The 23,831-nt window shown below is 58.5% G+C and carries 21 protein-coding genes; 12 read left to right on the plus strand and 9 right to left on the minus strand.

What is annotated here, in order from left to right:
• Positions 1-51: 51 nt before the first annotated feature.
• The 3 genes from RGAI101_RS03815 (at position 52) to RGAI101_RS03825 (ending at position 1,859) form a co-directional block, all read left to right on the plus strand.
• Positions 52-459 (plus strand): DUF2852 domain-containing protein, encoded by a 408-nt coding sequence (locus tag RGAI101_RS03815; protein WP_008228095.1) that lies wholly within the window; start codon positions 52-54, stop codon positions 457-459.
• 69 nt (positions 460-528) lie between these two features.
• On the plus strand, positions 529-966 hold the full coding sequence (locus RGAI101_RS03820) for an RDD family protein (protein WP_008226624.1): 438 nt from the start codon (positions 529-531) through the stop codon (positions 964-966).
• Between the two features lie 71 nt (positions 967-1,037).
• On the plus strand, positions 1,038-1,859 hold the full coding sequence (locus RGAI101_RS03825; protein WP_037227311.1) for an arginyltransferase: 822 nt from the start codon (positions 1,038-1,040) through the stop codon (positions 1,857-1,859).
• A gap of 166 nt (positions 1,860-2,025) precedes the next feature.
• Here RGAI101_RS03825 and RGAI101_RS03830 read toward each other — a convergent pair whose 3' ends face one another.
• The 3 genes from RGAI101_RS03830 to RGAI101_RS03840 form a co-directional block, all read right to left on the minus strand.
• Positions 2,026-4,380, minus strand: a complete 2,355-nt coding sequence (locus RGAI101_RS03830) for a TRAP transporter large permease (protein WP_008225281.1) — start codon at positions 4,378-4,380, stop codon at positions 2,026-2,028.
• A gap of 15 nt (positions 4,381-4,395) precedes the next feature.
• Positions 4,396-5,364 carry a TRAP transporter small permease subunit gene (locus RGAI101_RS03835; protein WP_008227043.1) on the minus strand — a complete coding sequence of 323 codons (969 nt, stop codon included), beginning with the start codon at positions 5,362-5,364 and terminating at the stop codon, positions 4,396-4,398.
• A 139-nt stretch (positions 5,365-5,503) separates the two neighbouring features.
• Positions 5,504-6,592, minus strand: coding sequence for a TRAP transporter substrate-binding protein (locus tag RGAI101_RS03840; protein WP_008224908.1), 1,089 nt, complete (start codon positions 6,590-6,592; stop codon positions 5,504-5,506).
• A gap of 253 nt (positions 6,593-6,845) precedes the next feature.
• Between RGAI101_RS03840 and RGAI101_RS03845 the strand changes: the two genes are divergently transcribed.
• The 4 genes from RGAI101_RS03845 (at position 6,846) to ilvN (ending at position 11,670) form a co-directional block, all read left to right on the plus strand.
• Positions 6,846-8,261, plus strand: a complete 1,416-nt coding sequence (locus tag RGAI101_RS03845) for a cache domain-containing protein (RefSeq protein WP_037227314.1) — start codon at positions 6,846-6,848, stop codon at positions 8,259-8,261.
• A gap of 11 nt (positions 8,262-8,272) precedes the next feature.
• Positions 8,273-8,929 (plus strand): response regulator transcription factor, encoded by a 657-nt coding sequence (locus RGAI101_RS03850; RefSeq protein WP_008228237.1) that lies wholly within the window; start codon positions 8,273-8,275, stop codon positions 8,927-8,929.
• A 352-nt stretch (positions 8,930-9,281) separates the two neighbouring features.
• On the plus strand, positions 9,282-11,033 hold the full coding sequence (locus RGAI101_RS03855; protein ID WP_008228733.1) for an acetolactate synthase 3 large subunit: 1,752 nt from the start codon (positions 9,282-9,284) through the stop codon (positions 11,031-11,033).
• 76 nt (positions 11,034-11,109) lie between these two features.
• On the plus strand, positions 11,110-11,670 hold the full coding sequence (gene ilvN, locus RGAI101_RS03860; RefSeq protein ID WP_037227317.1) for an acetolactate synthase small subunit: 561 nt from the start codon (positions 11,110-11,112) through the stop codon (positions 11,668-11,670).
• Positions 11,671-11,733: 63 nt separating this feature from the next.
• Here ilvN and RGAI101_RS03865 read toward each other — a convergent pair whose 3' ends face one another.
• Positions 11,734-12,069, minus strand: a complete 336-nt coding sequence (locus RGAI101_RS03865) for a hypothetical protein (RefSeq protein WP_008226722.1) — start codon at positions 12,067-12,069, stop codon at positions 11,734-11,736.
• A 213-nt stretch (positions 12,070-12,282) separates the two neighbouring features.
• Between RGAI101_RS03865 and RGAI101_RS03870 the strand changes: the two genes are divergently transcribed.
• The 3 genes from RGAI101_RS03870 to RGAI101_RS03880 all read left to right on the plus strand — a co-directional run bounded on the left by RGAI101_RS03870 (position 12,283) and on the right by RGAI101_RS03880 (position 14,533).
• A complete protein-coding gene (locus tag RGAI101_RS03870) occupies positions 12,283-13,068 on the plus strand; it encodes a helix-turn-helix domain-containing protein (protein ID WP_008226353.1) in 786 nt (261 codons plus the stop codon).
• Between the two features lie 101 nt (positions 13,069-13,169).
• Positions 13,170-14,318 (plus strand): aromatic ring-hydroxylating oxygenase subunit alpha, encoded by a 1,149-nt coding sequence (locus RGAI101_RS03875; protein ID WP_008227537.1) that lies wholly within the window; start codon positions 13,170-13,172, stop codon positions 14,316-14,318.
• Positions 14,315-14,533: a hypothetical protein gene (locus tag RGAI101_RS03880; protein WP_037227327.1), complete on the plus strand. Its 219-nt coding sequence runs from the start codon at positions 14,315-14,317 to the stop codon at positions 14,531-14,533. The genes RGAI101_RS03875 and RGAI101_RS03880 overlap by 4 nt, the downstream gene beginning before the upstream one ends.
• Here RGAI101_RS03880 and RGAI101_RS03885 read toward each other — a convergent pair.
• The 5 genes from RGAI101_RS03885 to RGAI101_RS03905 form a co-directional block, all read right to left on the minus strand.
• Positions 14,530-15,942, minus strand: a complete 1,413-nt coding sequence (locus RGAI101_RS03885) for an amidase (RefSeq protein ID WP_037227329.1) — start codon at positions 15,940-15,942, stop codon at positions 14,530-14,532. The two genes, RGAI101_RS03880 and RGAI101_RS03885, sit on opposite strands and share 4 nt — an antisense overlap.
• A gap of 154 nt (positions 15,943-16,096) precedes the next feature.
• Entirely contained in the window at positions 16,097-17,221 is a 1,125-nt protein-coding gene (gene prfB / locus RGAI101_RS03890) for a peptide chain release factor 2 (RefSeq protein ID WP_008227037.1), read from the minus strand.
• 102 nt (positions 17,222-17,323) lie between these two features.
• Entirely contained in the window at positions 17,324-19,876 is a 2,553-nt protein-coding gene (locus tag RGAI101_RS03895) for a penicillin-binding protein 1A (protein WP_008227766.1), read from the minus strand.
• Between the two features lie 133 nt (positions 19,877-20,009).
• On the minus strand, positions 20,010-21,224 hold the full coding sequence (locus RGAI101_RS03900) for an N-acetylmuramoyl-L-alanine amidase (protein ID WP_008225211.1): 1,215 nt from the start codon (positions 21,222-21,224) through the stop codon (positions 20,010-20,012).
• Positions 21,225-21,291: 67 nt separating this feature from the next.
• Complete coding sequence (locus RGAI101_RS03905) at positions 21,292-22,434, minus strand: pyridoxal phosphate-dependent aminotransferase (RefSeq protein ID WP_008227050.1); 1,143 nt, start codon at positions 22,432-22,434, stop codon at positions 21,292-21,294.
• Between the two features lie 138 nt (positions 22,435-22,572).
• Between RGAI101_RS03905 and RGAI101_RS03910 the strand changes: the two genes are divergently transcribed.
• Together RGAI101_RS03910 and RGAI101_RS03915 are read left to right on the plus strand one after the other, a co-directional pair.
• Positions 22,573-23,331, plus strand: a complete 759-nt coding sequence (locus RGAI101_RS03910; protein ID WP_008228485.1) for a DsbA family protein — start codon at positions 22,573-22,575, stop codon at positions 23,329-23,331.
• Between the two features lies 1 nt (position 23,332).
• Positions 23,333-23,830, plus strand: coding sequence for a hypothetical protein (locus RGAI101_RS03915; RefSeq protein WP_008227166.1), 498 nt, complete (start codon positions 23,333-23,335; stop codon positions 23,828-23,830).
• Position 23,831 lies beyond the last annotated feature (1 nt).

Genomic DNA, 23,831 nt, shown 5'->3' on the forward strand with positions numbered 1-23,831 from the left:
ACGGGCCCGCGGATTTCAGGGCCATCACACTCTGACCGAAAGGGACTTTCGATGACACAGACTTACACCTCAGCCTACGCGCCGCGCCGCAGCTGGATCGGCCGCGCCGAGGATTTTCTTGATGAAAAGGGCAAAGCGGCATGGATCGCGGCGATGGTCGTCGGCTTCGTTGCCTTCTGGCCTGTCGGCCTGGCCCTTCTTGCCTATATGATCTGGAGCAAACGCATGTTTAAATCTTCCTCCTGCGCCAAGCGCAACAGCTACCGCAACATGACCAGCCGCCCGACCGGCAATGCCGCATTCGACACCTACAAGGCCGACACATTGGCCCGCCTCGAAGAAGAACAAACCAACTTCGAGTCCTTCCTGACCCGTCTGCGCGAAGCCAAAGACAAAGCCGAGTTTGACCAGTTCATGGCCGAACGTGGCGCAAAAAGCGATGACACGCAGTCGGCATAAGCCGTATCTTCGAACCGCCCCCCCCAATCGGGGGGGGCACCCGACCCTCTCTCTCAAAGGATCCCATCCATGCCACGGACACCCGACCCTGACAGCCAGCCTGAATTCTACGCCGGTGTGCCAACAAAACGGCTGTTTGCATGGGTCATCGACGCGCTTTTCACGCTGATCACCTGTCTGGTGATTCTCCCCTTCACCGCCTTCACGGGTCTGTTCTTTTTCCCGCTGATGCTTTTGATCGTCGGTTTCGTCTATCGGTTCGCGACACTGACCAAGGGATCGGCCACCTTCGGGATGCGTCTCTTTGGCATGGAACTGCGCACTGCAGGCGACGAACCGCTTGATGCGGGCACAGCATTTGCCCACACGCTGGGATATACGGTAAGTGTCGGCATGGCCCCGTTGCAATTGATTTCTATCGTTTTAATGGGCACGACACCGCGCGGTCAGGGCCTCAGCGATATGGTGCTCGGCACTGTGGCGCTGAACCGCCGCACTGAAATCTAACCAACCGCGCAACTTGGACTTGGCGCGCTTTCAAGCTGTTGTTATTCTTTCAGTAACAAAACCGGATCATTATGCGTCATACTCTACCGATAGCCCCGCAGTTCTATGTGACAGCGCCGCAGCCCTGCCCTTATCTTGAGGGCCGGATGGAACGAAAGCTGTTCACCGCCCTGCAAGGCGAACAGGCCGCCAAGCTTAATGACAGCCTCTCAGGACAGGGCTTCCGTCGGTCGCAGAACGTGCTCTATCGCCCGTCTTGTGCAGATTGTTCTTCCTGTCTTTCGGCGCGCATCAACGTGGCGGATTTCGTTGCCAGCAAAAGTCAGAAGCGTACCCTGAAACGGAATGAAACGCTAAGCCGCCGTGCGACGTCGCCATGGGCAACCGAAGACCAATACGACCTGTTCCGCCGGTACCTTGACAGCAGACATGCCGATGGCGGCATGGCCGACATGGATGTGTTCGAATTTGCAGCGATGATCGAAGAAACGCCAATCCGCAGCCGGGTGATTGAATACACTGACACCGCCACCAAGGACCTGATCGGCGTCTGCCTGACGGATGTTCTGGGGGACGGCGTCAGCATGGTCTATTCCTTCTACACGCCCGACCGCCCAAAGGACGGCCTTGGGAACTTCATCATTCTGGATCACATCGACATCGCACGCGGGGCCGGCCTGCCCTATGTCTATCTGGGGTATTGGGTGCCGGGCAGCCAGAAAATGGGCTACAAGGCCAAGTTTTCAGGCCTCGAAGTCTACATGGGGGGCGCGTGGCAAAAGATGCGGAACCCGTCCGAGTTCAAAGCCGACGCGCATCCCCTGAATACCGATCCGATCGCAGAACAGGTCGCCAACATCGCCCTGCCAGATCTGTCCCCGACCAAATCCTGAAATAGCTTCCAGCATCTTCTCTGGTTCTCAAATATCCTCGGGGGAGTTTGAGGGGGCGGAAAGCCCCCTCATTCTTCTTTGAAAAAATACAGCCAAAACGAAATGAGGGCACCCAACCGGGTGCCCTCTCTATTTTCTCTGTCCGGGGTGTTCGCACCCCGACAGATCAGTTCGGGATCAAATCCGGTACGATCGTCACGACCGACGGGAACACCCATAGCAAGGCCAAAGCACCGACCTGGATCAACACGAACGGAATGATCCCGCGATAGATGTGTCCTGTGGTAACACTCGCCGGTGCGACCCCGCGCAGATAGAACAGGGCAAAGCCGAAGGGCGGCGTCAGGAACGACGTCTGCAGGTTTACCGCGATCATGATCGTTACCCATTTGGGGTCAAATGTCCCGCCATAGATGACCGGCCCGACAATCGGGATCACGATATAAATGATCTCGAGGAAATCGAGCACAAACCCGAGCACGAACAACACAAGCATCACGATCAGGAAGACTGTGAGTTCGTTGTCAAAGCTTTTCAGCCATTGCTGGATATAGTGTTCGCCGCCAAAAGATATCACGACGAGGTTCAGCAACTGTGACCCGATCAGGATGGTAAACACCATCGACGTCACCTTGGCAGTCTCGCGCACAACGGGGCTCAGAACGCCTGACGTGTACAAGATCCAGCAGGAAAACAGCAGACCAAACACGGCATAGAGATAGGCACCGTAGGCGACGAAGAAGGCGAACCAGCTTTCGAAACTCACATCCTCCTGGTTGATGCGCAGATCGAAATTCACGCCCACCAGAATGCAGATCACAATTGCCAAGGTGGACCAGATGATCACTTTCGGCGACCGGTCCAGGTCTTGCAGCTTTCGATAGGCCGCCAGCATGATCGCCCCACCGGCACCCAACGCAGCGGCAGGCGTCGGGTTGGTGATACCCCCGAGGATCGACCCCAGAACCGCGACGATCAGCACCAGCGGCGGGAAGACCACGCGGATCAGTTCATTGCCAGCACACCGTTTCAGACCAGTCAACACACCATACATGACGGCGATAAAGGGGATCACCATCATCAAGACCATCACACCGGATGACGTGGCGGGCCCGACAAACAGGATATCCACCAGCACCGCCAGCACGATCCCGATCCCGCCAATGATCAGCGGACGCGGGTCCGACGACGGCGACACGCCGCGGGCAGTCGTCAGCACCAGTGCCAGCATGATCAGCAAGATCGCAACACCCGTGCCGATTGGTGCGGCATTCGCGATCTTGTCGGCTTGCGCTTGGGCATACTCTTCTTCGGTCAGCTTTTCGCTGGCGACCTGACCGCCCGCCGCTTCGATCGCGGCTTGCTCGGCGACGGCAGTATCCCAAGCCTCTTGACCGTGCAGGTCAATCATCGCGGCCTGGCATTCTTCGCCCACATTGGTCCGCAGGCTGGCACCCTCACTAATATCGCTAAAGCTTGAGACAACAGTCGACTGTCCCCCGACGATATTCATGTTGCCCAGGAAGATTGTGCCGACAATCAGAAGGATCGGCGCGCCTAGGAACCAGGTAAAGCTTTCGCCACGGGTGATGGGTTCGGCATTGGTCGACCCCATCGGCACGGCGGGGGCCTTGTCAGGGTTCAGCAGCGCATAGCCAAAGGCGTAAAGTGCATAAAGCAGCGCCAGCATGATCCCCGGCAACAGTGCCGCCTGGAACAAGGTGCCTACGGAAACAACAGCTGGTTCACCCAGATAGGTCAAAGCATCCGTACACCCTAACGAGGTCGCGCGGGCCTCTTGGGCGGCGGAATACAAGTCGCCCGCCAATGTGCCCAGCAAAACGATCACGATTGAGGGTGGAATGATCTGCCCCAACGTCCCGGATGCCGCAATGACGCCCGTCGAAAGTTCAGGGGAATAGCCATTACGCAGCATGGTTGGCAGCGCCAGCAGACCCATGGTGACCACGGTCGCGCCGACGATCCCGGTCGAGGCGGCAAGGAATGCGCCCACGACAACGATCGACACGGCCAGACCACCGGGCAGCGGGCCGAACACCCGTGCCATCGTGGTCAGCAGATCGTTGGCGATCTTGGACCGCTCAAGCGTGATGCCCATCAGAACGAACATCAAGACCGCCAGCAAAGTCTCGATCGACTGACCGGCCAGAACACGTTCGTTCATGCGGTTGACGATAAAGCTGACGTTGCGGTCCAGCGCCGTTTCCCATCCCAGCGGGAAGACGGATTCACCGATGCGCGGCAGATCCGGATAGCGGAACTTCGACACCGCGTCGTTCGGCACGCCCGAATTCACCAGATCGCGATAGGCCTGCGAGGACTGGTCAATCGCCTGGTGTACCATCAGCCCTGCACTGTCGAGCGCGGCGATGATCGCGAATGAGATGATGCCTGCACCGCCGATGGCAAACGCCACCGGGAAGCCGGATAGAATGCCGCCGAACAGGCAGACAAAAACGATGATCAGGCCGATTTCGACCCCGTCCAAACCAAAAAGCATGGGACGCCCCTTAAATTAATGTGTGCCCTCAAAGGCTTCTTCGCCATCGCCCAGCGTATCGCGGTCGAGATATTTACCTTCGCTCTCGGGTCCTTCGCGGAACTCGAGGATCGACCGGTAAAGCACGGCAATCGCTTGCAAGATGACCATGATGCAAAAGACGCAGAGCAGAATTTTGAACAGGAAGTAGCCGTTGAAGCCGTTTGGCGAAAAGCCGATGGTTTCCACGTTCCACTTCAGCAGCCGCGCCTTGCGCAGCAACAGGTCCAGACGGTCGGATGCAGACGGGTTCGGCGTCACCAGATGACGCCACAGGAAGAACCAGCCATACAGCCAGGTGACAATCGCAAACGGCAGCATAAAGAAGACTGCCCCGAACATGTCGATGATTTTCTTGGTGCGGAATTTCGCGCCTGCATAGAACAGGTCAACCCGCACATGCCCGCCTTGCACAAAGGTATAGCTTACGCAAAGACAGACGACTAATGCATTGAAAAGCTTGAGCTCTTCGGCAAACCAGCTGATGTCGAATTGCAGCGGGATACCGAACCCGACAGAGATGTCGGGCCGCGTAAAGATGCGCTGCATGAACACGATGATGATCTGTTGCACGACCATCAGCAGACCGGCCCAGGCAAAGAAACGCCCGACAGTGTTGGCAAACCCTTCCAACCCGCGCACGCAGGCCCACATAAAGCTTTTGCTGCGCAGACCGATAACCGTGACGACCAGCAGACCGATCAACAGGACAAAGAACAGTTCGACCGATGCACCGTAGTAGATGAAGCGCATCATCGCTTCGTTGTTGGACCAGTCCAGCCACATGCCCGGATTAACGATCGCGGCAAAGAAGTTGTAAAACGCCTCGAGAATGTTGCCTAAAATGAAGTTGACCAGATTGCCGTCCTGGAACTTGTCCAGACAGCTTATCTTTGCCCCTTCCGCAGCACGGAAAAACCCCGCGCATACCACATCATCTGCCATCTATATCCCCCCTTCGCCTGCCCGGCTTGGTGCTTGGGCTTGGTGCGAAAACTGTGTTGACCCGCGGACCGTTTGCCGGGGTCGTGTCATGCGTCAGGGGCCGCGCAATGGCAGCCCCTGACGGTTTTGATCGGCTGGATCAGCCCTTGCCCAGAACGCGCTGGCGCTGTTCGACGTAGAACGCGTCGGACTTCGACAGCCACTCGGCCGAAGAGGCCAGCGATGCTTCAAAGCTGTTGCGGATGTCGGCGTAAAGCGTGTCATCCATGTTTTCGTCCATGACTTCTTTTGACGCGGCACCGAATGCATCCCAGACATCGTCAGGGAACTGCATGGTTTTAACACCCTGCTGCTGCAGACGTGCCAATGCGGCACCGTTGTTTGCCAGCGTTTCGGCCAGACCTGTGTGGGTCGTCGCCATGCTGGCATATTCGATGATCTTCTGCTGCGCTGGTGTCAGGTCGTTGAACACATCCAGGTTGACGGATGCTGTCAGACCCGAACCTGGCTCGTGGAAGCCGGCTGTGTAGTAGATCTTCGCAACTTCCTGGAAGCCGGCGCGTTCGTCGGCGAAGGGGCCAACCCACTCAAGACCGTCCAGCGCGCCCGAAGACAGCGCCTGATAGAGTTCACCACCCGGGATGTTCTGAACGGACGCGCCCAGTTTACCCAGAACCTTGCCACCAAGGCCCGGCATGCGGAATTTCAAACCGTTGAAGTCAGCGGCAGAGTTGATTTCCTTGCGGAACCAGCCACCGGACTGCGAACCGGAGTTACCGGCAAGGAACATCTTCATGTTGAAGATTTCACCGATCTGGTTGTGCAGATCGTGGCCGCCGCCGTGCAGGTACCAGTTTGTCAGCTCTTGCGCGGTGCCGCCGAATGGAACGGCCGTGAAATACGCCAGACCTGGGTGCTGACCGATAAAGTAATAGTCAGCCGCGTGATACATGTCGGCCTGACCGGAGGATACCGCATCAAACACTTCGAACGCACCAACCAGTTCGCCCGGCGCTTTCTTTTCGATGGTCAAGCTGCCGTCGGACATCTCGTTGACCATGGCGTTCAGGTAGTTGGCCGCGTCATCCAGAACGGCAAAGCCGCGGGGCCAGGACGTGACCATTGTCAGCGTGCGCTTGCCCTGCGCGTACAGGGGTGCTGCCAGTGTGGAAGCGGCGGCGGCGGTGCCGCCAAGTGCGGATGTCTTCAAAAATGAACGACGGTCCATATGGATACTCCTCCCGAGTAAAGGATGCCCGCGCTGCTGCTTGGCGCGCGGGTCGTTGCAAGTGGAGGCAATCTATCGGAAACGCACAACGATGGAATACCAATTAATGCGTAGACGCGGGGGTCATTCGCAACATAATGACGCGGCAATTGCGTTAATCGAGTGTCCCGCGTGTCGGACAACCCGGTTCTGTCCGCGCGCACAGATGCAACTGGCGCTTTGATTCGTAAGCGATTCCCTCTAACAGATGCCCATGCGCCGCCTCTATTCCCACCTTGCCCTGACCTATGGTCAAAAGCTGACGCTTCTGGCCTCGGTCCCCTTGGTCCTTGCGGTGGCCGCCATCGCCCTTGTGGTTGCCTTGCAGGCCAAGGCGCTTGCAGACCGCGAGATCAACACCCTCGAGACGCAACTGCTGGACGCCAAAAAGATCGAATTGCGCAATTACGTGACCCAGGCGCGCAACGGGTTCTACTTTATCTATGGCTCTGCTGCGCCCGAAGATGAAAGTGCAAAGGCACAGGTCGCCCAAATCCTGTCTGCGATGATCTATGGCGAGGAAGGGCAGTTTTTCGTTTATGACTATGATGGGACCGCCCTTGTCAGCCCGCGTCAGACCGACCGCATCAACAAGAATTTCTCGGGCGAGACAGACAGCACGGGTGCCGATGTCGTCGACCGCCTGATCCAGGTTGCCCGCGATGGCGGCGGCTATCACAGCTATCTGTGGCCAAAACCGTCGACCGGGGTCGAAGCGCAGATGATTACCTATGTCACGTCTTTCCCCAGTTGGCGGTGGGCCGTGGGCACGGGGGTGTTTATCGACGACGTGCTGGCCAGCGTCGCCACCGCGCGTGCCGATGTGCAAAACCGTGTGCAGCGGACGTTCCTTTATATCGGGGCAATCACCATGTCCGCCCTGTTGATGGTGTTTGGCACCGGCATGCTGGTGAATCTGCGCGAACGACGGCTGGCCGATGCCAAGTTGAAGAAACTGACACAAAGGGTATTCGACGCCCAAGAAGAAGAACGCGGGCGCGTTGCACGGGAATTGCATGACGGGATCAGCCAGATCCTCGTGGGCGTGCGCTATGCTCTGGACAATGCGCGCCGCCGTCTGGGACCGGGGGATGCCAAGGCGGCGGAGCCGTTGGGCAAGGGCATCGACAGCCTGGGCCGCGCCATATCCGAGGTGCGCCGCATCAGCCGCGACCTGCGCCCCGGTATTCTGGATGACCTGGGCCTTGGCCCTGCCCTGAAAACGCTGGTCGAAGAATTTTCATCGCGCACCCACATTACCTGTCATTTCGATACCGTGGTTTTCCGCAACCGTCTGGACGACGACGCCAAGATCGCGCTGTACCGGATCGCCCAAGAGGCGCTGACCAACATCGAACGCCATGCAGGCGCGACAGATGTCCGCGTCGATTTGCGCGGTCACAGGCAGGGGGCGACCCTGACCGTCTCGGACAACGGGCGCGGGCTGTCCGGAAAGGCGCGCACCTCGGGGGGGTTGGGCCTGCGCAACATGCAAGAACGGATGGAGCAGTTGGGGGGCAGTTTGGTGTTGCACGACCGTGCCGGGGCTGGCACTGAAATTCGCGCGACTGTGCCGTTGACCCACATGTTGCCGCCCCAGCCGAACCGCCCTGCCCCGCAGGCAACCTGAAAGGCCGCGTTATGCATGATCCGATCAAAGTGATGCCCATCAAGGTTATGATTGTCGATGACCACCCCATGGTCGCCGAGGGCATTCAATCGATCCTCGAAAGCTATGATGACGTCGATGTGGTCGCGTGTCTTTCCAATGGCCGTGCCGCGATTGACCAGTTCGAGGCGCTGGACCCCGATGTGATCCTGATGGATCTGAACATGCCCGAGATCGGCGGCCTGTCTGCCACCGAAATCATTCTGGAACGCCGGCCCGGCACGCGGATCGTGATCCTGTCGATGCACGATAACCCGGAATACATCTCTTCGGCGCTGAGCCATGGCGCAATGGGGTATCTTCTCAAGGATGTTCCGACCGACGAGATCAAGCTGGCCATAGATACCGTGATGCAGGGCGCACAATATCTTTGCACCGGCGCACAAGGATCATTGCAGCCCAAGGATGACGAACGCGAATCCCTGACAGAACGCGAACAGACGATCCTTCTGCAACTGGCCCAAGGTCAATCGAACAAGGAAGTGGCGCTGACCTTGGACATCTCGGTCCGCACGGTTGAAACGCACCGCAAGAACATCAAACGCAAGCTTGGCATATCCTCGACCGCGGGTCTGACGCGTTACGCCATGGAACACGGCGTCTTGCAGGGCACAGGTGTGCGGCTGTGAAACGCGCCTCGGTCTGCGGCAAAGGCACAGATTTCACCGAAAATGATTCAAAACACCATTTTCACGCAGTCACACGCAATAAATGGAAAGATTTTTTGCCGTTAGGGACATTTTTTCATGCGATTGCCCATTGACGCCCCTTTCTGGCGCTCATAATGTCCCCAAACGCAAAGAGGAGCCCTTGGCCATGACAAGCCTAGTCGTCACACACCTAGTCGTCATTGTAGGACATTCGCGCATGGGCCGGTAACGGCAGACCATAACAGTCACCATGCGCCCCCGCTAAAACCGGGGGCTTTTTTATTTGCAAACCAAGATTTCGAGTCCACCCACCGCCTGACGGAGCACCAAGATGACACGTAAAATGACCGGAGCGAAGATGATCGTCCAAGCCTTGATTGATCAAGGTGTCGACACTGTATTTGGCTATCCCGGCGGTGCTGTCCTACCGATTTATGACGAGGTGTTTCAGCAAAACAGCATCAAGCACGTCTTGGTCCGCCACGAACAAGGGGCGGTGCACGCGGCCGAAGGCTATGCGCGGTCCACGGGCAAGCCCGGCGTTGTTCTGGTCACCTCTGGTCCCGGTGCCACGAATGCCGTGACGGGTCTGACGGATGCGCTGCTGGATTCGATCCCGCTGGTAGTTTTGACCGGTCAGGTCCCGACATTCATGATCGGGTCCGACGCGTTCCAGGAGGCCGACACCGTTGGCATCACGCGTCCCTGCACGAAACACAACTGGTTGGTCAAGGAAACCGACAAGCTGGCAGGCGTGTTGCACGAAGCGTTCCATGTTGCCACCTCCGGGCGGCCAGGCCCTGTGCTGGTGGACATTCCCAAGGATGTGCAATTCGCGAGCGGCCAGTACGAGCCAAAGAAACCGTCGATTTCGCATTACCAGCCGCCCTTGAAGGGCGACATGGAAGCGATCACCGAACTGGTTGCCGCAATGGAAACCGCCAAACGCCCCGTCTTCTATACCGGCGGCGGTGTCATCAACTCGGGCCCTGCCGCGTCACAACTGCTGCGTGAGCTGGTAGAAGCGACCGGCTTTCCGATCACATCGACCCTCATGGGGCTTGGGTGCTATCCAGCGTCCGGCGACAAATGGCTGGGGATGCTGGGCATGCACGGTCTTTACGAGGCCAACATGGCAATGCATGACTGCGATCTGATGATCAACATCGGCGCGCGCTTTGATGACCGGATCACTGGTGTGGTCGATATGTTCAGTCCCAAATCGAAAAAGGCGCATATCGATATCGACCCCTCGTCGATCAACAAGATCATCCGCGTGGACATCCCGATCGTTGGGGATGTCGGTCATGTTCTGGAGGATCTGTTGCGCGTCTGGAAATCGCGCGGTCGCAAGACCAATGCGGAAGGCGTGGCCAAGTGGTGGAAGAAAATCGACGAATGGCGCAGCATTGATTGTTTGAAGTTTGAACAAAAAGGCAAGATCATCAAGCCGCAGCACGCTCTTGCGCGCCTTGAAGCGCTGACCAAGAAATACGACCGCTATATCTGCACCGAAGTAGGCCAGCATCAGATGTGGGCCGCGCAATACCTCAATTTCGAGGATCCGAACCGCTGGATGACCTCTGGCGGGCTTGGCACGATGGGCTATGGCTTCCCCGCGTCCATCGGTGTGCAAATGGCGCATCCCGATGCTTTGGTGATCAACGTTGCCGGTGAAGCGTCCTGGCTGATGAACATGCAGGAAATGGGCACCGCGATGCAATACGGTCTGCCGGTCAAACAGTTCATCCTGAACAACGAACGGCTTGGCATGGTCCGCCAGTGGCAGGAATTGCTGCACGGCGAACGCTATTCCCAAAGCTGGTCGGAATCCTTGCCCGATTTTGTAAAACTGGCCGACGCCTTTGGGGCCAAGGGCATCTTGTGCTCTGACCCGGATGATCTGGATGACGCGATCATGGAGATGCTGACCTATGACGGTCCGGTGATCTTTGATTGTCTCGTGGAAAAGCACGAAAACTGCTTCCCGATGATCCCGTCAGGCAAGGCGCATAATGACATGATGTTGGCGGGCGTGGACACGCAAGGGGTGATTGACGCCAAAGGGTCAGTCTTGGTGTAACACGTTTTTTTCGAAAAAAACGGACCGGATTTTTTTGAAAATTCCGGCGACGAAATCAGATGAAGAGGACAGTCAGATGTCAGCGCTAAAAATCAAAAAAGGCTCGACCAGCCACTCCGCCTATAACCTACGCCCCAATTTTTCGGACGTAATCGAAAGGCACACTCTCGCGGTTCTGGTCGAAAACGAACCCGGCGTTCTGGCCCGTGTCATTGGCCTGTTCTCGGGGCGCGGCTACAACATCGACAGCCTGACAGTGGCAGAAGTCGACCACACCGGACACCTGAGCCGGATCACCATCGTGACCTCTGGCACACCGCAGGTCATCGAGCAGATCAAGGCCCAGCTTGGACGGATTGTCCCGGTTCACGAAGTGCACGATCTGACGGTCGAAGGCCCTTGTGTCGAACGTGAACTGGCGATGTTCAAAGTCAACGGCACAGGCGACAAGCGCGTCGAAGCCCTGCGTCTGGCTGATATCTTTCGGGCGAACGTGGTCGACAGCACGCTGCAAACCTTTGTGTTCGAGATCACCGGCGCGCCTGAAAAGATTGACGCGTTTGCCGAACTCATGCGGCCCTTGGGGTTGACGGATGTGGCCCGAACAGGTGTGGCCGCCCTTTCACGGGGCGACTAACAGCACCATAGCTGTCTGTGAATGAATGAGGGCCGAGGCATGGCCTTCATCGCGTCAATGGACCTATAAACCTACCGTTTTACGTTCGACTTCTGCGTGATTTGGAAATGGCACCACCTGCGCGGTATTGGCGCTGCGGTCCAGACGTCTTTGACGGTTAAGCAGCTTGTTGGGCAAATCGGTCCGCGCCTTTTCCCGTATGATCCGTGGGTTCAGGGCCTTGCGCATCTTTCTGTCCAGATAGATATCGAACTGCACAAGATCGCCCGCATCAAAGTCTGTCCATTGCGTGCCGTCAGTATCCGGACATGCTTGAAAAAAAGCGAGGTCACCCTGATCTTCGCACCAGAAAACAGCCTTATTCTCTGAAACATCGCTCCACAATACTACGCCGTACATTGTAAATTCCCCACGTTCACTATGACCGTTAACGTTTACAATCGCTTCATTTCAAATATTTGTCGATTTATTTACTCGTTCATTTTGTGTCGGCACACCGTCAAGATGACGCTAGACTGCGTCGTTTTGATGCTCTTCAGCGTCAATCCCTTGCTATTTAAGCGGGAGATATTTTATGCTACACACGTAGGTATTGCGCAGAGATGGCCCAGAATGAAGAAACCATCGGAAATCAGAACGGTATTCGGAAACAACCTACGGATCCTGTCGAAGGATTTTGCTTCCATCACCGGCCTTGCCCATGACCTTGGGATCAACCGCACCCAGTTCAACAGATATCTGTCCGGAGAAAGTTTCCCGCGGCCCGATATTCTTGCAATCATCTGTGATTTTTTCAAAGTAGACGCCCGCATTCTGCTTGAGCCGCTGTCGGACGACGCCAATGGCGCGGCAGACCAACTTGACCCGTTCCTGAGCGAATTTTTCATGAATAGCGGTGGTATCCTGAGCGAACAGACCTTTCCCAGCGGGTTCTACCGGTTTTCACGCCGCAGTTTTATCGACCCTGATCTGTTTGTAATCGGACTGGTCTATGTTTCCCGAAACGGCGGAAATACGTATTTGAAAGGGTACGAAACAAAGAAGGCAATGTGCATTCAACATCTGCCGACCCAACCGGAATACCGGGAATTTCGCGGTCTTATGATGCAGCAAGAAGAAGGGATCGCTTTTATGGCCTCCCGAAAAAATACGATGACGGCGTCGTTCAACTATCTCAACCGGGTCACTTCGTTTCACAATAACTTCTGGCTGGGCTACACGACACGGACTGTGCCCGAGGGGGCTGGTGCCTTGCGCACGACCCGTCTGGTCTATGAACATATCCCTCAAACGACATCTGCCGTTTTGGACGCCGCGCGAAACACCGGTTTCTACAAGGTCGATCAGCTGGAGCCTTTCCATCGCCGCCTCTTGCGGCCCGAAGAGCCTTTTACCTGAAACCGGGCTGCGCCATGTCGCGACTGTGAAAAACCGGTCGCAAAATACCCGTAGATCTTTCGCATTCCTTGCTACGCTCGACAGGCAAGCGAGGAAACGTCATGAACATATCCCCCACAGATATCAGCGCGGTCCGCCGCCCCATCGCGCAGGCCAACGGGCTGCCAAATGCCCATTACACCGACCCTGCCGTCTTTGCCGAAGAACGTCAGGCAGTCTTGTTCAACAACTGGCCAGGCCTTGCCGTTGCGTCGGATGTCCCGGAGATCGGCGATGCCGTCCCGCTTGATTTCCTTGGCATGCCCTTGCTGATCGTGCGCGACAGGCAGGGGCAGGTTCGCGTGTTTCAGAATACCTGTCGGCACCGCGGCATGATCCTTGTCGATGCGCCGCGCAAGATCGATGGCGCGATCCGCTGCCCCTATCACAGCTGGTGCTACAGCACGGATGGCCGGCTTGTCTCGACCCCGCATGTCGGCGGCCCCGGCCAGAACACGCACGAGGGGATCGACCGCGCCTTGCTGGGTCTGGTCGAGATCCGCAGCCATGTGTGGATGGATGTCATCTGGATCAACATATCAGGCACTGCCTTGCCTTTCGAACAGGCAAATGCCGACCTGCTCGCCCGCTGGGCCGAATTTGACAAACCGCTGCATCATGGCGGTGCCGACAGCCGATTCCAGCTCAGCGTGAACTGCAACTGGAAATTGGCGGTGGAAAACTATTGCGAAAGCTACCACCTGCCTTGGGTGCATCCGGGCCTGAACAGCTATTCCCGGCTTGAAGATCACTACCACATCGAAAATACAGGCAAGTTTTCAGGTCAAGGCACGCTGGTCTACCGTCAACTCAAGGGCGAGGACGACAAATCCTTTCCCGATTTCGACGGGCTGTCCGACAAATGGGACACGGCGGCGGAATATGTCACTGCCTATCCGAATGTGCTGCTGGGCGTGCACCGCGACCACAGTTTCGCGATCATCCTGGTGCCGGAAGGCCCGGAAAAGACCACCGAGAACATTCATATCTACTATGCGGCCCCGAACACCGACCCCGAACTGCGGGCGCGCAACACGGACCAATGGAAACTTGTGTTCGAGGAAGACATCTTTGTCGTCGAAGGCATGCAGCGTGGCCGCCATGCGGTGCAATTCGACGGTGGGCGGTTTTCGCCGGCGATGGATGGGCCGACGCACATGTTCCACGATTGGGTTGCTTCGCAGCTTCAAGACCACCGCGCCGTGCCATGACGGACCTCGACGACCAGCTGTTGGCGGCCCACGCGGCCCGGGATCACGCCAAGCTGGTTACCCTATACCGCGCGGCGGCATCGGCGGCAGATGATCCTGATGCAGCCGGCTTTTTTCTGACACACGCCTATGTCTTCGCCCTCGAACAGGGGCACCCGGACGCTCCTGCCCTGCGCGCAGAGCTGATCGCTCAAGGGCGCGAAACGCCCATCTAGTCGAAAACAGGCGGGCGTTTCCGGGGCCAGGCGGTCGCTGCGTGCCACTGCTGCGCCAATCGCAGCAGCTGCGCATCGCTGCCATGCCGTCCGATCAGTTGCAGCCCACCGGGCAGACCGTTTTCGCCGAACCCGGCCGGCACATTGACCACCGGCAAACCGATTAGCCCAGCAGGGACAACAACCTGCATCCAGCGATGATAGGTGTCCATCGACCGCCCCGCAATCTCGGTCGGATGCACATCCTCAACCGGAAAGGGCCACAGCTGCGCCGAGGGCAGGATAACCACATCGACATCGTCGAACATCCGTGCCGCGGCCCGGTACCAGTCGGACCGAACCACACTGGCACTGTGCACCTGTAGCGCCGAAAGGGCCAATCCGCGCTCGATCTCCCACTGCGCTGCCTCTTTCAAATGGTCACGCTTCGCGGCATCCTGATATATGTCCCCCAACCCCGCAGCGACCGAAAATGACCGCAAGGTGATCCAGCTGTCCCACATTGCTTCCGCATCGAAAGGTGGCGCTAATTCAGATACCTGATGGCCAAGCTGGGCCATCTGCGCCACGGCCGCTTCGCTCAGCCCCGCGATTCCGTCGGCATAGGGAAACGCGCCGCCCCAATCCCCAAGCCAGCCAAGCTTCAGCGCGGGCCCATCCCTGCCAAGCGTTTGCAAGGTGGCTTTCGGACTGTTCCCCAAAGGTTGGCGTGGGTCTGCCCCGGTCATGGTATCAAGCAACGCCGCCAGATCGCGTGGATTGGTTGCCATCGGCCCCGACGTCGAGAGTTGATGCAGGAACATGTCGCCCTCGGGCTCTCCCGGCACAGTGCCCCAGCTCGGCCGCATCCCGTAGACGTTGTTCCACCCCGCCGGATTGCGCAAGCTGCCCATCATGTCAGAACCGTCGGCAACGCTCACCATCCCTGACGCCAGCGCCGCCGCGGCCCCTCCAGATGATCCACCCGCCGAACGCGACAGATCATATGGATTGTGGGTCGCCCCATGCACAGGGTTGAAAGTGTGACTGCCAAGGCCGAATTCAGGCGTGTTGGTCTTACCGATGATGATCGCACCCGCCGCGCGAAGCCTCCCGACGAAAACGCTGTCCTTTTCGGCAATTGTTCCGGCAAACAACGGCGACCCTCTCGAGGTCGGCAGCCCCTGCGCATCGGATAAATCCTTGATCGCCATGGGAATCCCATGCAGCCAGCCCTTGCGCGGGCTTGTATCCGCTGTCGCTGCTTCCGCCAACAGCACATCCTTGTCCCGCAAGGACACGATCGCATTGACCGCCCCGTTAACCGCCGCGATCCGCGCCAAAGTGGCTTGCATCAACGCCACGGCAGTCAAACTGCCATTCGCCAAAGCCTCGGATTGCGCCAGCGCGCCCATTTTCAATATGTCCAAGATCAGACCCTCCGTTGCCGCCCATCAAGCGCAACATGTCGGACAGGTTCAAGCCAAATGTCTCGCGCAGCAGGCAATTATCCTGCTGCTGCCTTCTCTGGCTTAAAAATATCCCGGGGGGGGGGCCCGTCAGGGCGGGGGCAGTGCCCCCTTCTTAGCCTGCCTGTGCTTCTGCTCGGCTCTTGCCGGACACGGCCAGCGCCAGCGCGGCCCCCATCAATCCGTCCAGATCACCGTCCAGAACGCCCTTGGTATCCGAGGTCTCGAAATTGGTGCGCAGGTCTTTGACCATCTGGTAGGGTTGCAAGACATAGGACCTGATCTGGTTGCCCCAGCCCGCGTCGCCCTTGTTCTCGTGCGCCTCGTTGATGGCGGCGTTACGGCGATCCAGTTCCATCTGATACAGCCGCGATTTCAGCGCTTTCATGGCAATATCGCGGTTCTGGTGCTGTGATTTCTCGGAACTGGTCACGACGATCCCGGTGGGATGGTGGGTGATCCGCACGGCGGAATCCGTAGTGTTCACGTGCTGGCCGCCCGCCCCGGAGGATCGATAGGTATCGATGCGAATATCGCTTGGGTTCACGTCGATTTCGATGTTGTCATCGACCACCGGATAAACCCAGACCGAGCTGAATGAAGTATGGCGTTTGGCGGCGGAATCAAACGGGCTGATCCGCACCAGACGGTGCACGCCGGATTCGGATTTCAACCAGCCATAGGCGTTCAACCCGCTGATCTTGTAGGTCGCCGATTTGATGCCGGCTTCTTCGCCTGCACTTTCGGACTGAAGCTCGACCTTATAGCCTTTCTTCTCTGCCCACCGGACATACATCCGTGCCAGGATATTGGCCCAGTCACAGCTTTCCGTGCCGCCTGCCCCGGCGTTGATCTCGAGGAATGTATCATTGCTGTCCGCCTCTCCGTCCAGCAAAGCCTCAAGCTCTTTTTGTGCGGCGGTTTCAGCCAGTGCTTTCAACGCCGCTTCGGCCTCGGCGACGACTTCGGCGTCGTTTTCCATCTCTCCCATCTCGATCAACTCGACATGATCGGCCAGCTCTTGCTTGATACCTTCATAGGTGGCGATAGAATCGACCAGTGCCTGACGCTCGCGCATCAACTTCTGGGCCGCGTCGGGATCGTCCCACAGATTGGGGTCTTCGACGCGGGCGTTGAATTCTTCCAGCCGATAGGGGGCGGTTTCGACATTCAGGCGCTGTGCCAGCAGCTCCAGCGATTTGCTGATCTGCTCTGCCGTGTTTTGTGCCTCTGCGCGCATGGTTTTCTGCCTTCAAAATGGATCGCGGCCCCGAATTCCGGAGCCGCATGAGAGATAGACCAGCGCCGCGCCGCGGGCAAGCACCAGCCGACTGAGTTTAGGTCAATACAATCCGCCAGAGCTGATCGTGCCAAAGCTGGCCTTTGGCCCGACCTTCACTTTCTTGCCGGTCGAGGTGGTAACCTGACGCGCCCCCTGGCCGGCCTCTTCTACCAGCGGCAGGTCAGCGCCCATCGCAAAACCGCCATCAAAGGTGATGCCGAAGATCGGTTCTTCGCCATCGCGGAAATATTCGGCCACGACGTTGTCACCGGACGCGCTGTCAGACAGGCGCGCGCCGCTAAAGCGGTCGATGTTGATAAAACGGCCACCGGGAGGCACGTCAAATGCGCCGCCGCCGTATTTCTTGATCGCTTCGCTCATGAAGCGTTGGAAGACGGGACCACACATGCCTGCACCATAGGCCCGCTTGCCCAATGAGCGCGGGTTGTCGAAACCGATGTAGCAGCCAGCCGCGATATTGCTTGAGAACCCGACGAACCAGACGTCCTTGGCATCGTTTGTGGTCCCTGTCTTGCCAGCAATCGGCACGGGCAGATTAACGGCCCCGCGGGCAGTTCCGCGGTCCACGACACCTTTCATCATGGACGTCAGCTGATACGCGGTGATCGGGTCCATCACCCGTTCGCGGTTCGAGATGATGCGCGGCCCCAGACCTTCTTCTAGGCTGGCCAGCTGGCAATCGTTGCAAATGCGCTGATCATGCTTGTAGACCGTGCGACCATACCGGTCTTGCACGCGGTCGACCAGCGTCGGTTCCACCCGCTCGCCGCCATTGGCGAACATCGAATAGGCCGACACCATCTGGTACAGCGTCGTCTCTTGCGAGCCGAGCGCGTTGGCCAGGACCGGTGACAGGTTATCATAGACCCCGAACCGTTCCGCGTACGTGCCGATCGTGTTCATCCCGACTTCTTGCGCCAGACGGATCGTCATCAGGTTCCGCGACTGTTCGATCCCGGTACGCAAGGGCGTGGGGCCATAGTATTTGTTCGACGAATTGCGCGGCCGCCACATCCCTTGGGGTGTGTTGATCTCGATCGGGGCGTCCACGACGATGGTCGCCGGGGTATAGCCGCTGTCAAGCGCCGCGGCGTAGACGAAGGGCTTGAAGCTTGAGCCCGGTTGCCGTTTTGCTTGGGTCGCGCGGTTGAAGACGGAGGCCTGATAGGAAAAACCGCCCTGCATCGCGATCACGCGGCCGGTGTTGACATCCATTGCGACGAAACCGCCCTGCACTTCCGGAATCTGGCGCAAGCTCCAGCGGATGAACGATCCGTCCTTGTCGTCAGTCATCTGGCGCACCAGCACGACATCGCCGACCTCGACCAGGTCGCCGGGAACCTGGGCCCTCGAACCAAGCTTGCCGTTTTCCAACTGCTTGCGCGCCCATTGGACGTCCTTGGCAGGAATGTAATGGCCTTCAGCTGTCTCGGGTACATCTTCGATACCGATACGGGCACTGTCGCCCTCGGTGCTTAGAACAACCGCCGGATACCAGGGGTTCTCAAGGTTGACGTCCCGTGACACCCGCATACCGGCCAGCGCCTCACGCCATTTCGTTTCGTCGTCCAGTTGGTCGACAGAGATTCTCTTGCCCGTGCCGCGCCAGATGCCGACGCCGCGGTCATATTCCTCAAGCTGGCGTTGCAGTGCCTCTGCGGCGATAGGCTGCATTTCGTTGTCGATTGTGGCGCGGACCGTCAGACCACCGGTGAAGAATTCCCCCTCGCCAAAGTCCTCGGACAGCTGGCGGCGGATTTCGTCGGTGAAATAATCGCGCGGCGGCAGGTCTGCCTTGAAGCTTTCAAAGTCGCCGTTCTGGACCGACCGCAAGGGTTGCGCGACCTCGGTTTCGTAGACGGCGGGCGTGATATAGCCGTTTTCCTTCATCTCGCGCAGCACGAAATTGCGGCGCTGCATCAGGCGTTCCTTGCGGCGGACCGGATGATAATCGGACGGTGCTTTGGGCAAGGATGCAAGAAACGCAGCTTCGTGGGGGGCCAACTGGCTGAGGGTCTTGTTGAAATATGTCTCGGAGGCGGCGGCAACGCCGTAGGAATTCTGGCCCAGGAAAATCTCGTTCAGGTAAAGTTCAAGAATTTTTTCTTTCGGCAGGGACTCTTCAAGACGGGCGGCAAGGATGATTTCCTTGATCTTGCGCTCCGCGCGCCGGTCGCCCGACAGCAAAAAGTTCTTCATCACCTGCTGGGTAATCGTCGACGCACCGCGCACGTCACGGCCGCGCGTGCGCACCGCATCGATGGCAGCCGCCCCGATCCCGCGCAAATCATAGCCGTCATGGGTGTAAAAGTTTTTGTCCTCGGCCGAGATGAACGCCTGTTTGATCAGCGGCGGAATCGTGTCGGCAGGGGCGAAAAGACGCCGTTCCTTGGCGAATTCGTCGATCAGACGACCCTGGACAGAATAGATCCGGCTGATGGTCGGCGGGGTATATTGTGCAAGGGATTCATGGCTGGGCAGGTCACGCCCGTACATCCAGAACACCGCGCCGACGGTCAGCGCCACCATACCGATGCTCATGGTCAGGGTGGTGAAAATACCCCCGAAGAAAGACAGGATTAAACGAAACACGTGTGGCAGTCCCTTGCAAGGCTGTAAATTAATTCCGTCTATACGCGCCCTAAGGGGAATCGTCAAAACACGATGCGGTGGGATAACAGCATAAAACCGCGTAATTTTTTACAATCTGGTTAACGCCGACTCTTCATTTTCGGATCAAAGGCTTGAGCGCGGCATCCTGATCGCGCCATGTCATGATCGCATCGGCAATCGCGGACACCATCACGGCACGCCAAATCGGGTCCCGCAGGTTGTTCAGATCACGTTCCGAACTGAGAAACCCAATTTCGATCAGCACGGAAGGAATGTCGGCAGATTTCAAAACCGAAAACCCCGCGTTGCGTAGCGGATGGCGGTTCATCGGCCCGCCCGCCGCCTTCATCCCCGCAACGAGCGCCTTGGCAGCCGCAGTCGAGCGCGGTTCGGTTTCCTGACGCGCCAGATCCAGCAGGATGCCCGCGACCTGATCGTCCGATCCGGTCAGATCGGCCCCTGCAATGATATCGGATCTGTTATGCCGCGCCGCCAGATGTTCGGTGGCCGTGTCGCTGGCCGCGTCCGACAAGGTATAGACGGTCGCACCCTTGGCACCGCCCTGCTGCAAGATATCGGCGTGCAGCGAGATGAACAGATCACCCTTTGCTTGATGAGCTATGGCAACACGCGTCTCGAGCGCCACGAATGTATCGCTGTCACGGGTCATGACCACGTCGACCCCGTCGCGCACCAAAGTGTCACGCAACGCCCGCGCAAAGCTCAGCATCAGGTCCTTTTCCGTCACCCCACCCTGTTCCGCGCCCGGATCGATCCCGCCGTGTCCCGGGTCAAGCACCACCCGAAACGGGTCCGCTTTGCCTGATGTCGCGGGTTTGGGGACGGCTGCCAGCGCCATCGTCCAACTGGGGTCAACCGGCGTACCGGCGGCGGCGGCAAAAACGGTCGGGGTCACGCTGTGCAACGCGATTTCAAGCGTGGCTTTGCCCGACCCGCTATCGACGGGCATCCCAATCTCGCGGGGCAGCATGGGTTCGGCCAGATCCGCCACCAGCCGTGACCAGCCGGGCTGGAACGGACCAAAGCGCAGATCGGTGATCTTGCCGGGTTTCGCCAGAATATCCGATGTCTTGACCCCGCGCCAATCGGCCTCGCGAAAATCCACGACCAACCGCGCGGGATCATCCAGCAAGAACACGCGAAACGGCACCCCCTGGCTTAGCTGGAGCTTGAGCGTCGTACCGCCGAACCAGCCATCAGAAATCATGCTCGGGCCGGGGTCAACGCGGGCGAGCGCCGTCAATTCTTGTGCCGCCAAGGGGGCCGATAGCGCGTAAAGCGCTGCCAATACTGGGAAAAACCGCATGCCTGTCACCGTTCTGATCGTGGTGTTCGCGGCAGGGTATCACCATGTGCGCCCACGGGCCAGCGTTTCAGCGCGCCGCCATATACGTCTTGAGCCGCGCAATGCCTTCGGCGATGTCTTCCGTGCTGCGCGCATAAGAAAACCGTATCGTCCGGTGGCCGCGCAGGGGATCAAAATCCAGCCCCGGCGTGACGGCAACACCCGCCTTGTCCAGGATGTCACGGGCCAAAGCGCGGCTGTCATCGGTGATGTCCGACACATCGGCATAGACGTAAAACGCGCCATCGGGCGGCGCGAAATTGGTGAACCCCGCGGCGCGCAGCCCGTCGATCATCAGGCTGCGGTTGGCACGGTACACATCCATATTGGCTTGCAGTTCGCCCTCGCATTCCATCGCGGCAAGGGCGGCGACCTGACTGGCGTGGGGCGCGCAGATGAACATGTTCTGCGCGATGCGTTCCACCACGCGCACATGATCCTCGGGGACCACCATCCAGCCGACGCGCCAACCGGTCATGGAGAAATACTTGGAGAACGAATTGATCACATAGGCATCATCGGTAATCTCAAGCGCTGTCACGGCCTTTTTCTCGTATTCGATCCCGTGATAAATCTCGTCCGAGATAAACGACGCGCCCTGCCCCTGGGTCGCGTCAATCAGCGCTTTCATTGCCGGGCGATCCAGCATCGTGCCCGTGGGGTTCGCAGGCGACGCGACAAGCAGCCCTTTCAGGTCCAGTCCGGCGAAATCGGCAGGCACAGGCTGATAGCGGTTGTCGGGCGAGGTGGGCAGATCGACGGGGGCCAGCGCCAGCGCCTTCAGGATCTGGCGGTAGCTGGGATAGCCCGGCGCGCCGATGCCGACCTTGTCGCCCGTATCAAACAGTGCGGTGAACGCCAGAATGAAACCGCCCGACGATCCGGAGGTGATTACCACGCGGTTCGGGTCCAGATCGACGTTGTACCAGTCGCCATACATTCGCGCGATACGTTCACGCAGCGCAGGCAAACCAAGGGCCACGGTATAGCCCAACGCTCCGTCCGTCATCGCGCGGTTCAACGCTGCGGTCGCCCCCGATGGCGCACCGGTGCCGGGTTGCCCGACCTCCATGTGGATGATGTGACGGCCCGCTGCCTCGGCTGCGGCGGCCGCTTGCATGACGTCCATCACGATAAAGGGATCGACCTGAGACCGGGTTGAAATGCGCATGGGCTTTATCCTACTACTGGCTGCAACCTTTCACCGCACCTCACCGGTGCCGTCAACCCTTGTGCGCGGCCCTGAAATCACGCACCACACCCCTGAATTGTGCCCTCACCGGCGCGTAACCCACAGTGAGTGAGCAAAATGAAGCACCTGATCGCCCCCGCCCTGATCGCCCCCGCCCTGATGGCCTTTGCCGTGACCGGCCCTGCCCTGTCGATGGACCTGACCGAACTGACAGCGGCCGAACGCGCCCAGTTCCGCGCCGAAGTCCGGTCGTATCTGATGGAAAACCCCGAAGTCATCATGGAAGCCGTGAACAAGCTTCAGCAGCGCGATGCAGAAGCGCAGGCACAGGCCGATTTCACACTGGTAAGCGACAATGCAGCGGCAATTTTTGACGACGGGTTTTCCTATGTCGGCGGCAACCCGGAAGGCGATATCACCATCGTCGAATTCATGGATTACCGGTGTGGCTATTGCAAAAAGGCGTTCAGCGAAGTTGAGAAACTGGTAAATGGCGACGGCAACATCCGCTTCATCGTCAAAGAACTGCCGATCCTCGGGGAACAATCCATGGTCGCCTCGCGCTTTGCGATCGCGACCAAACTGGTTGCGGGCGACGAAGGTTATAAATCGGTTCACGACGCGCTGATGACCTTTAACGGCGACATCACGCCGACGTCTTTGGGCCGCTTGGCCGAAAGCTTTGATCTGGACGCCGATGCCATCACCGAAAAGATGGACAGCGCAGAAGTGACCGAAGAGATCGCCAAGACACGCGCTTTGGCGCAGGTGATGAACATCTCGGGCACGCCGACCTTTGTGATGGATGATGAATTGCTGCGCGGCTATCTGCCCTATGACCAGATGAAGGCGATCGTGGAAGAAAAGCGCGGCTAGGATGCGCCGCCTTGCCTTGGCGCTTTGCGCGCTGATCCTTCCGGTGGCCTCATCCGTTGCAGCGCAAAGCGATTTTGGCGCACTAACGGCAAAGGAAAAGGCGGCCTTTGGGGCTGAACTGCGCGCCTTGCTGCTGGAAGAACCGCAGATTGTCGCGGCGGCCATGGCCCCGCGCAATTATGCGGCCGAGGCCATGCAAGACGCGGCAGATGCGGATCTGGCCCTAATCGGCGCTTTGGCCGAACAGGTTCTAGAGGATGCTGACATTGCGCTATTCGTGTCGGCGGACTGTGTCCCCTGCGAAAAGGCGATCACAGAATTACAAGATATATCAAATACTTCTAGCGCGACGTTCAAGCTGCATGACATGTCGGGCCCGGACGCCGCTGCCCTTGCCGCAAAGCTGGGGATGACCGAGGCTCCGTTCTACGTGCTGCCCAATATGATCTTACGCGGGCACATGCCTTCGATCGTGCTGACGAAATACCTGACCCGCTGAG

The sequence above is a fragment of the Roseobacter sp. GAI101 genome (genome assembly GCF_000156335.1).
GTDB lineage: Bacteria > Pseudomonadota > Alphaproteobacteria > Rhodobacterales > Rhodobacteraceae > Sulfitobacter.

Bases quoted from the DNA above. Each gene is read 5' to 3' on its own strand.
- RGAI101_RS03815 (WP_008228095.1), top strand. From the start codon at position 52: ATGACACAGACTTACACCTCAGCCTACGCGCCGCGCCGCAGCTGGATC.
- RGAI101_RS03820 (WP_008226624.1), top strand. From the start codon at position 529: ATGCCACGGACACCCGACCCTGACAGCCAGCCTGAATTCTACGCCGGT.
- RGAI101_RS03825 (WP_037227311.1), top strand. From the start codon at position 1,038: ATGCGTCATACTCTACCGATAGCCCCGCAGTTCTATGTGACAGCGCCG.
- RGAI101_RS03830 (WP_008225281.1), bottom strand. From the start codon at position 4,380: ATGCTTTTTGGTTTGGACGGGGTCGAAATCGGCCTGATCATCGTTTTT.
- RGAI101_RS03835 (WP_008227043.1), bottom strand. From the start codon at position 5,364: ATGGCAGATGATGTGGTATGCGCGGGGTTTTTCCGTGCTGCGGAAGGG.
- RGAI101_RS03840 (WP_008224908.1), bottom strand. From the start codon at position 6,592: ATGGACCGTCGTTCATTTTTGAAGACATCCGCACTTGGCGGCACCGCC.
- RGAI101_RS03845 (WP_037227314.1), top strand. From the start codon at position 6,846: ATGCGCCGCCTCTATTCCCACCTTGCCCTGACCTATGGTCAAAAGCTG.
- RGAI101_RS03850 (WP_008228237.1), top strand. From the start codon at position 8,273: ATGCATGATCCGATCAAAGTGATGCCCATCAAGGTTATGATTGTCGAT.
- RGAI101_RS03855 (WP_008228733.1), top strand. From the start codon at position 9,282: ATGACACGTAAAATGACCGGAGCGAAGATGATCGTCCAAGCCTTGATT.
- ilvN (WP_037227317.1), top strand. From the start codon at position 11,110: ATGTCAGCGCTAAAAATCAAAAAAGGCTCGACCAGCCACTCCGCCTAT.
- RGAI101_RS03865 (WP_008226722.1), bottom strand. From the start codon at position 12,069: ATGTACGGCGTAGTATTGTGGAGCGATGTTTCAGAGAATAAGGCTGTT.
- RGAI101_RS03870 (WP_008226353.1), top strand. From the start codon at position 12,283: ATGAAGAAACCATCGGAAATCAGAACGGTATTCGGAAACAACCTACGG.
- RGAI101_RS03875 (WP_008227537.1), top strand. From the start codon at position 13,170: ATGAACATATCCCCCACAGATATCAGCGCGGTCCGCCGCCCCATCGCG.
- RGAI101_RS03880 (WP_037227327.1), top strand. From the start codon at position 14,315: ATGACGGACCTCGACGACCAGCTGTTGGCGGCCCACGCGGCCCGGGAT.
- prfB (WP_008227037.1), bottom strand. From the start codon at position 17,221: ATGCGCGCAGAGGCACAAAACACGGCAGAGCAGATCAGCAAATCGCTG.
- RGAI101_RS03900 (WP_008225211.1), bottom strand. From the start codon at position 21,224: ATGCGGTTTTTCCCAGTATTGGCAGCGCTTTACGCGCTATCGGCCCCC.
- RGAI101_RS03905 (WP_008227050.1), bottom strand. From the start codon at position 22,434: ATGCGCATTTCAACCCGGTCTCAGGTCGATCCCTTTATCGTGATGGAC.
- RGAI101_RS03910 (WP_008228485.1), top strand. From the start codon at position 22,573: ATGAAGCACCTGATCGCCCCCGCCCTGATCGCCCCCGCCCTGATGGCC.
- RGAI101_RS03915 (WP_008227166.1), top strand. From the start codon at position 23,333: ATGCGCCGCCTTGCCTTGGCGCTTTGCGCGCTGATCCTTCCGGTGGCC.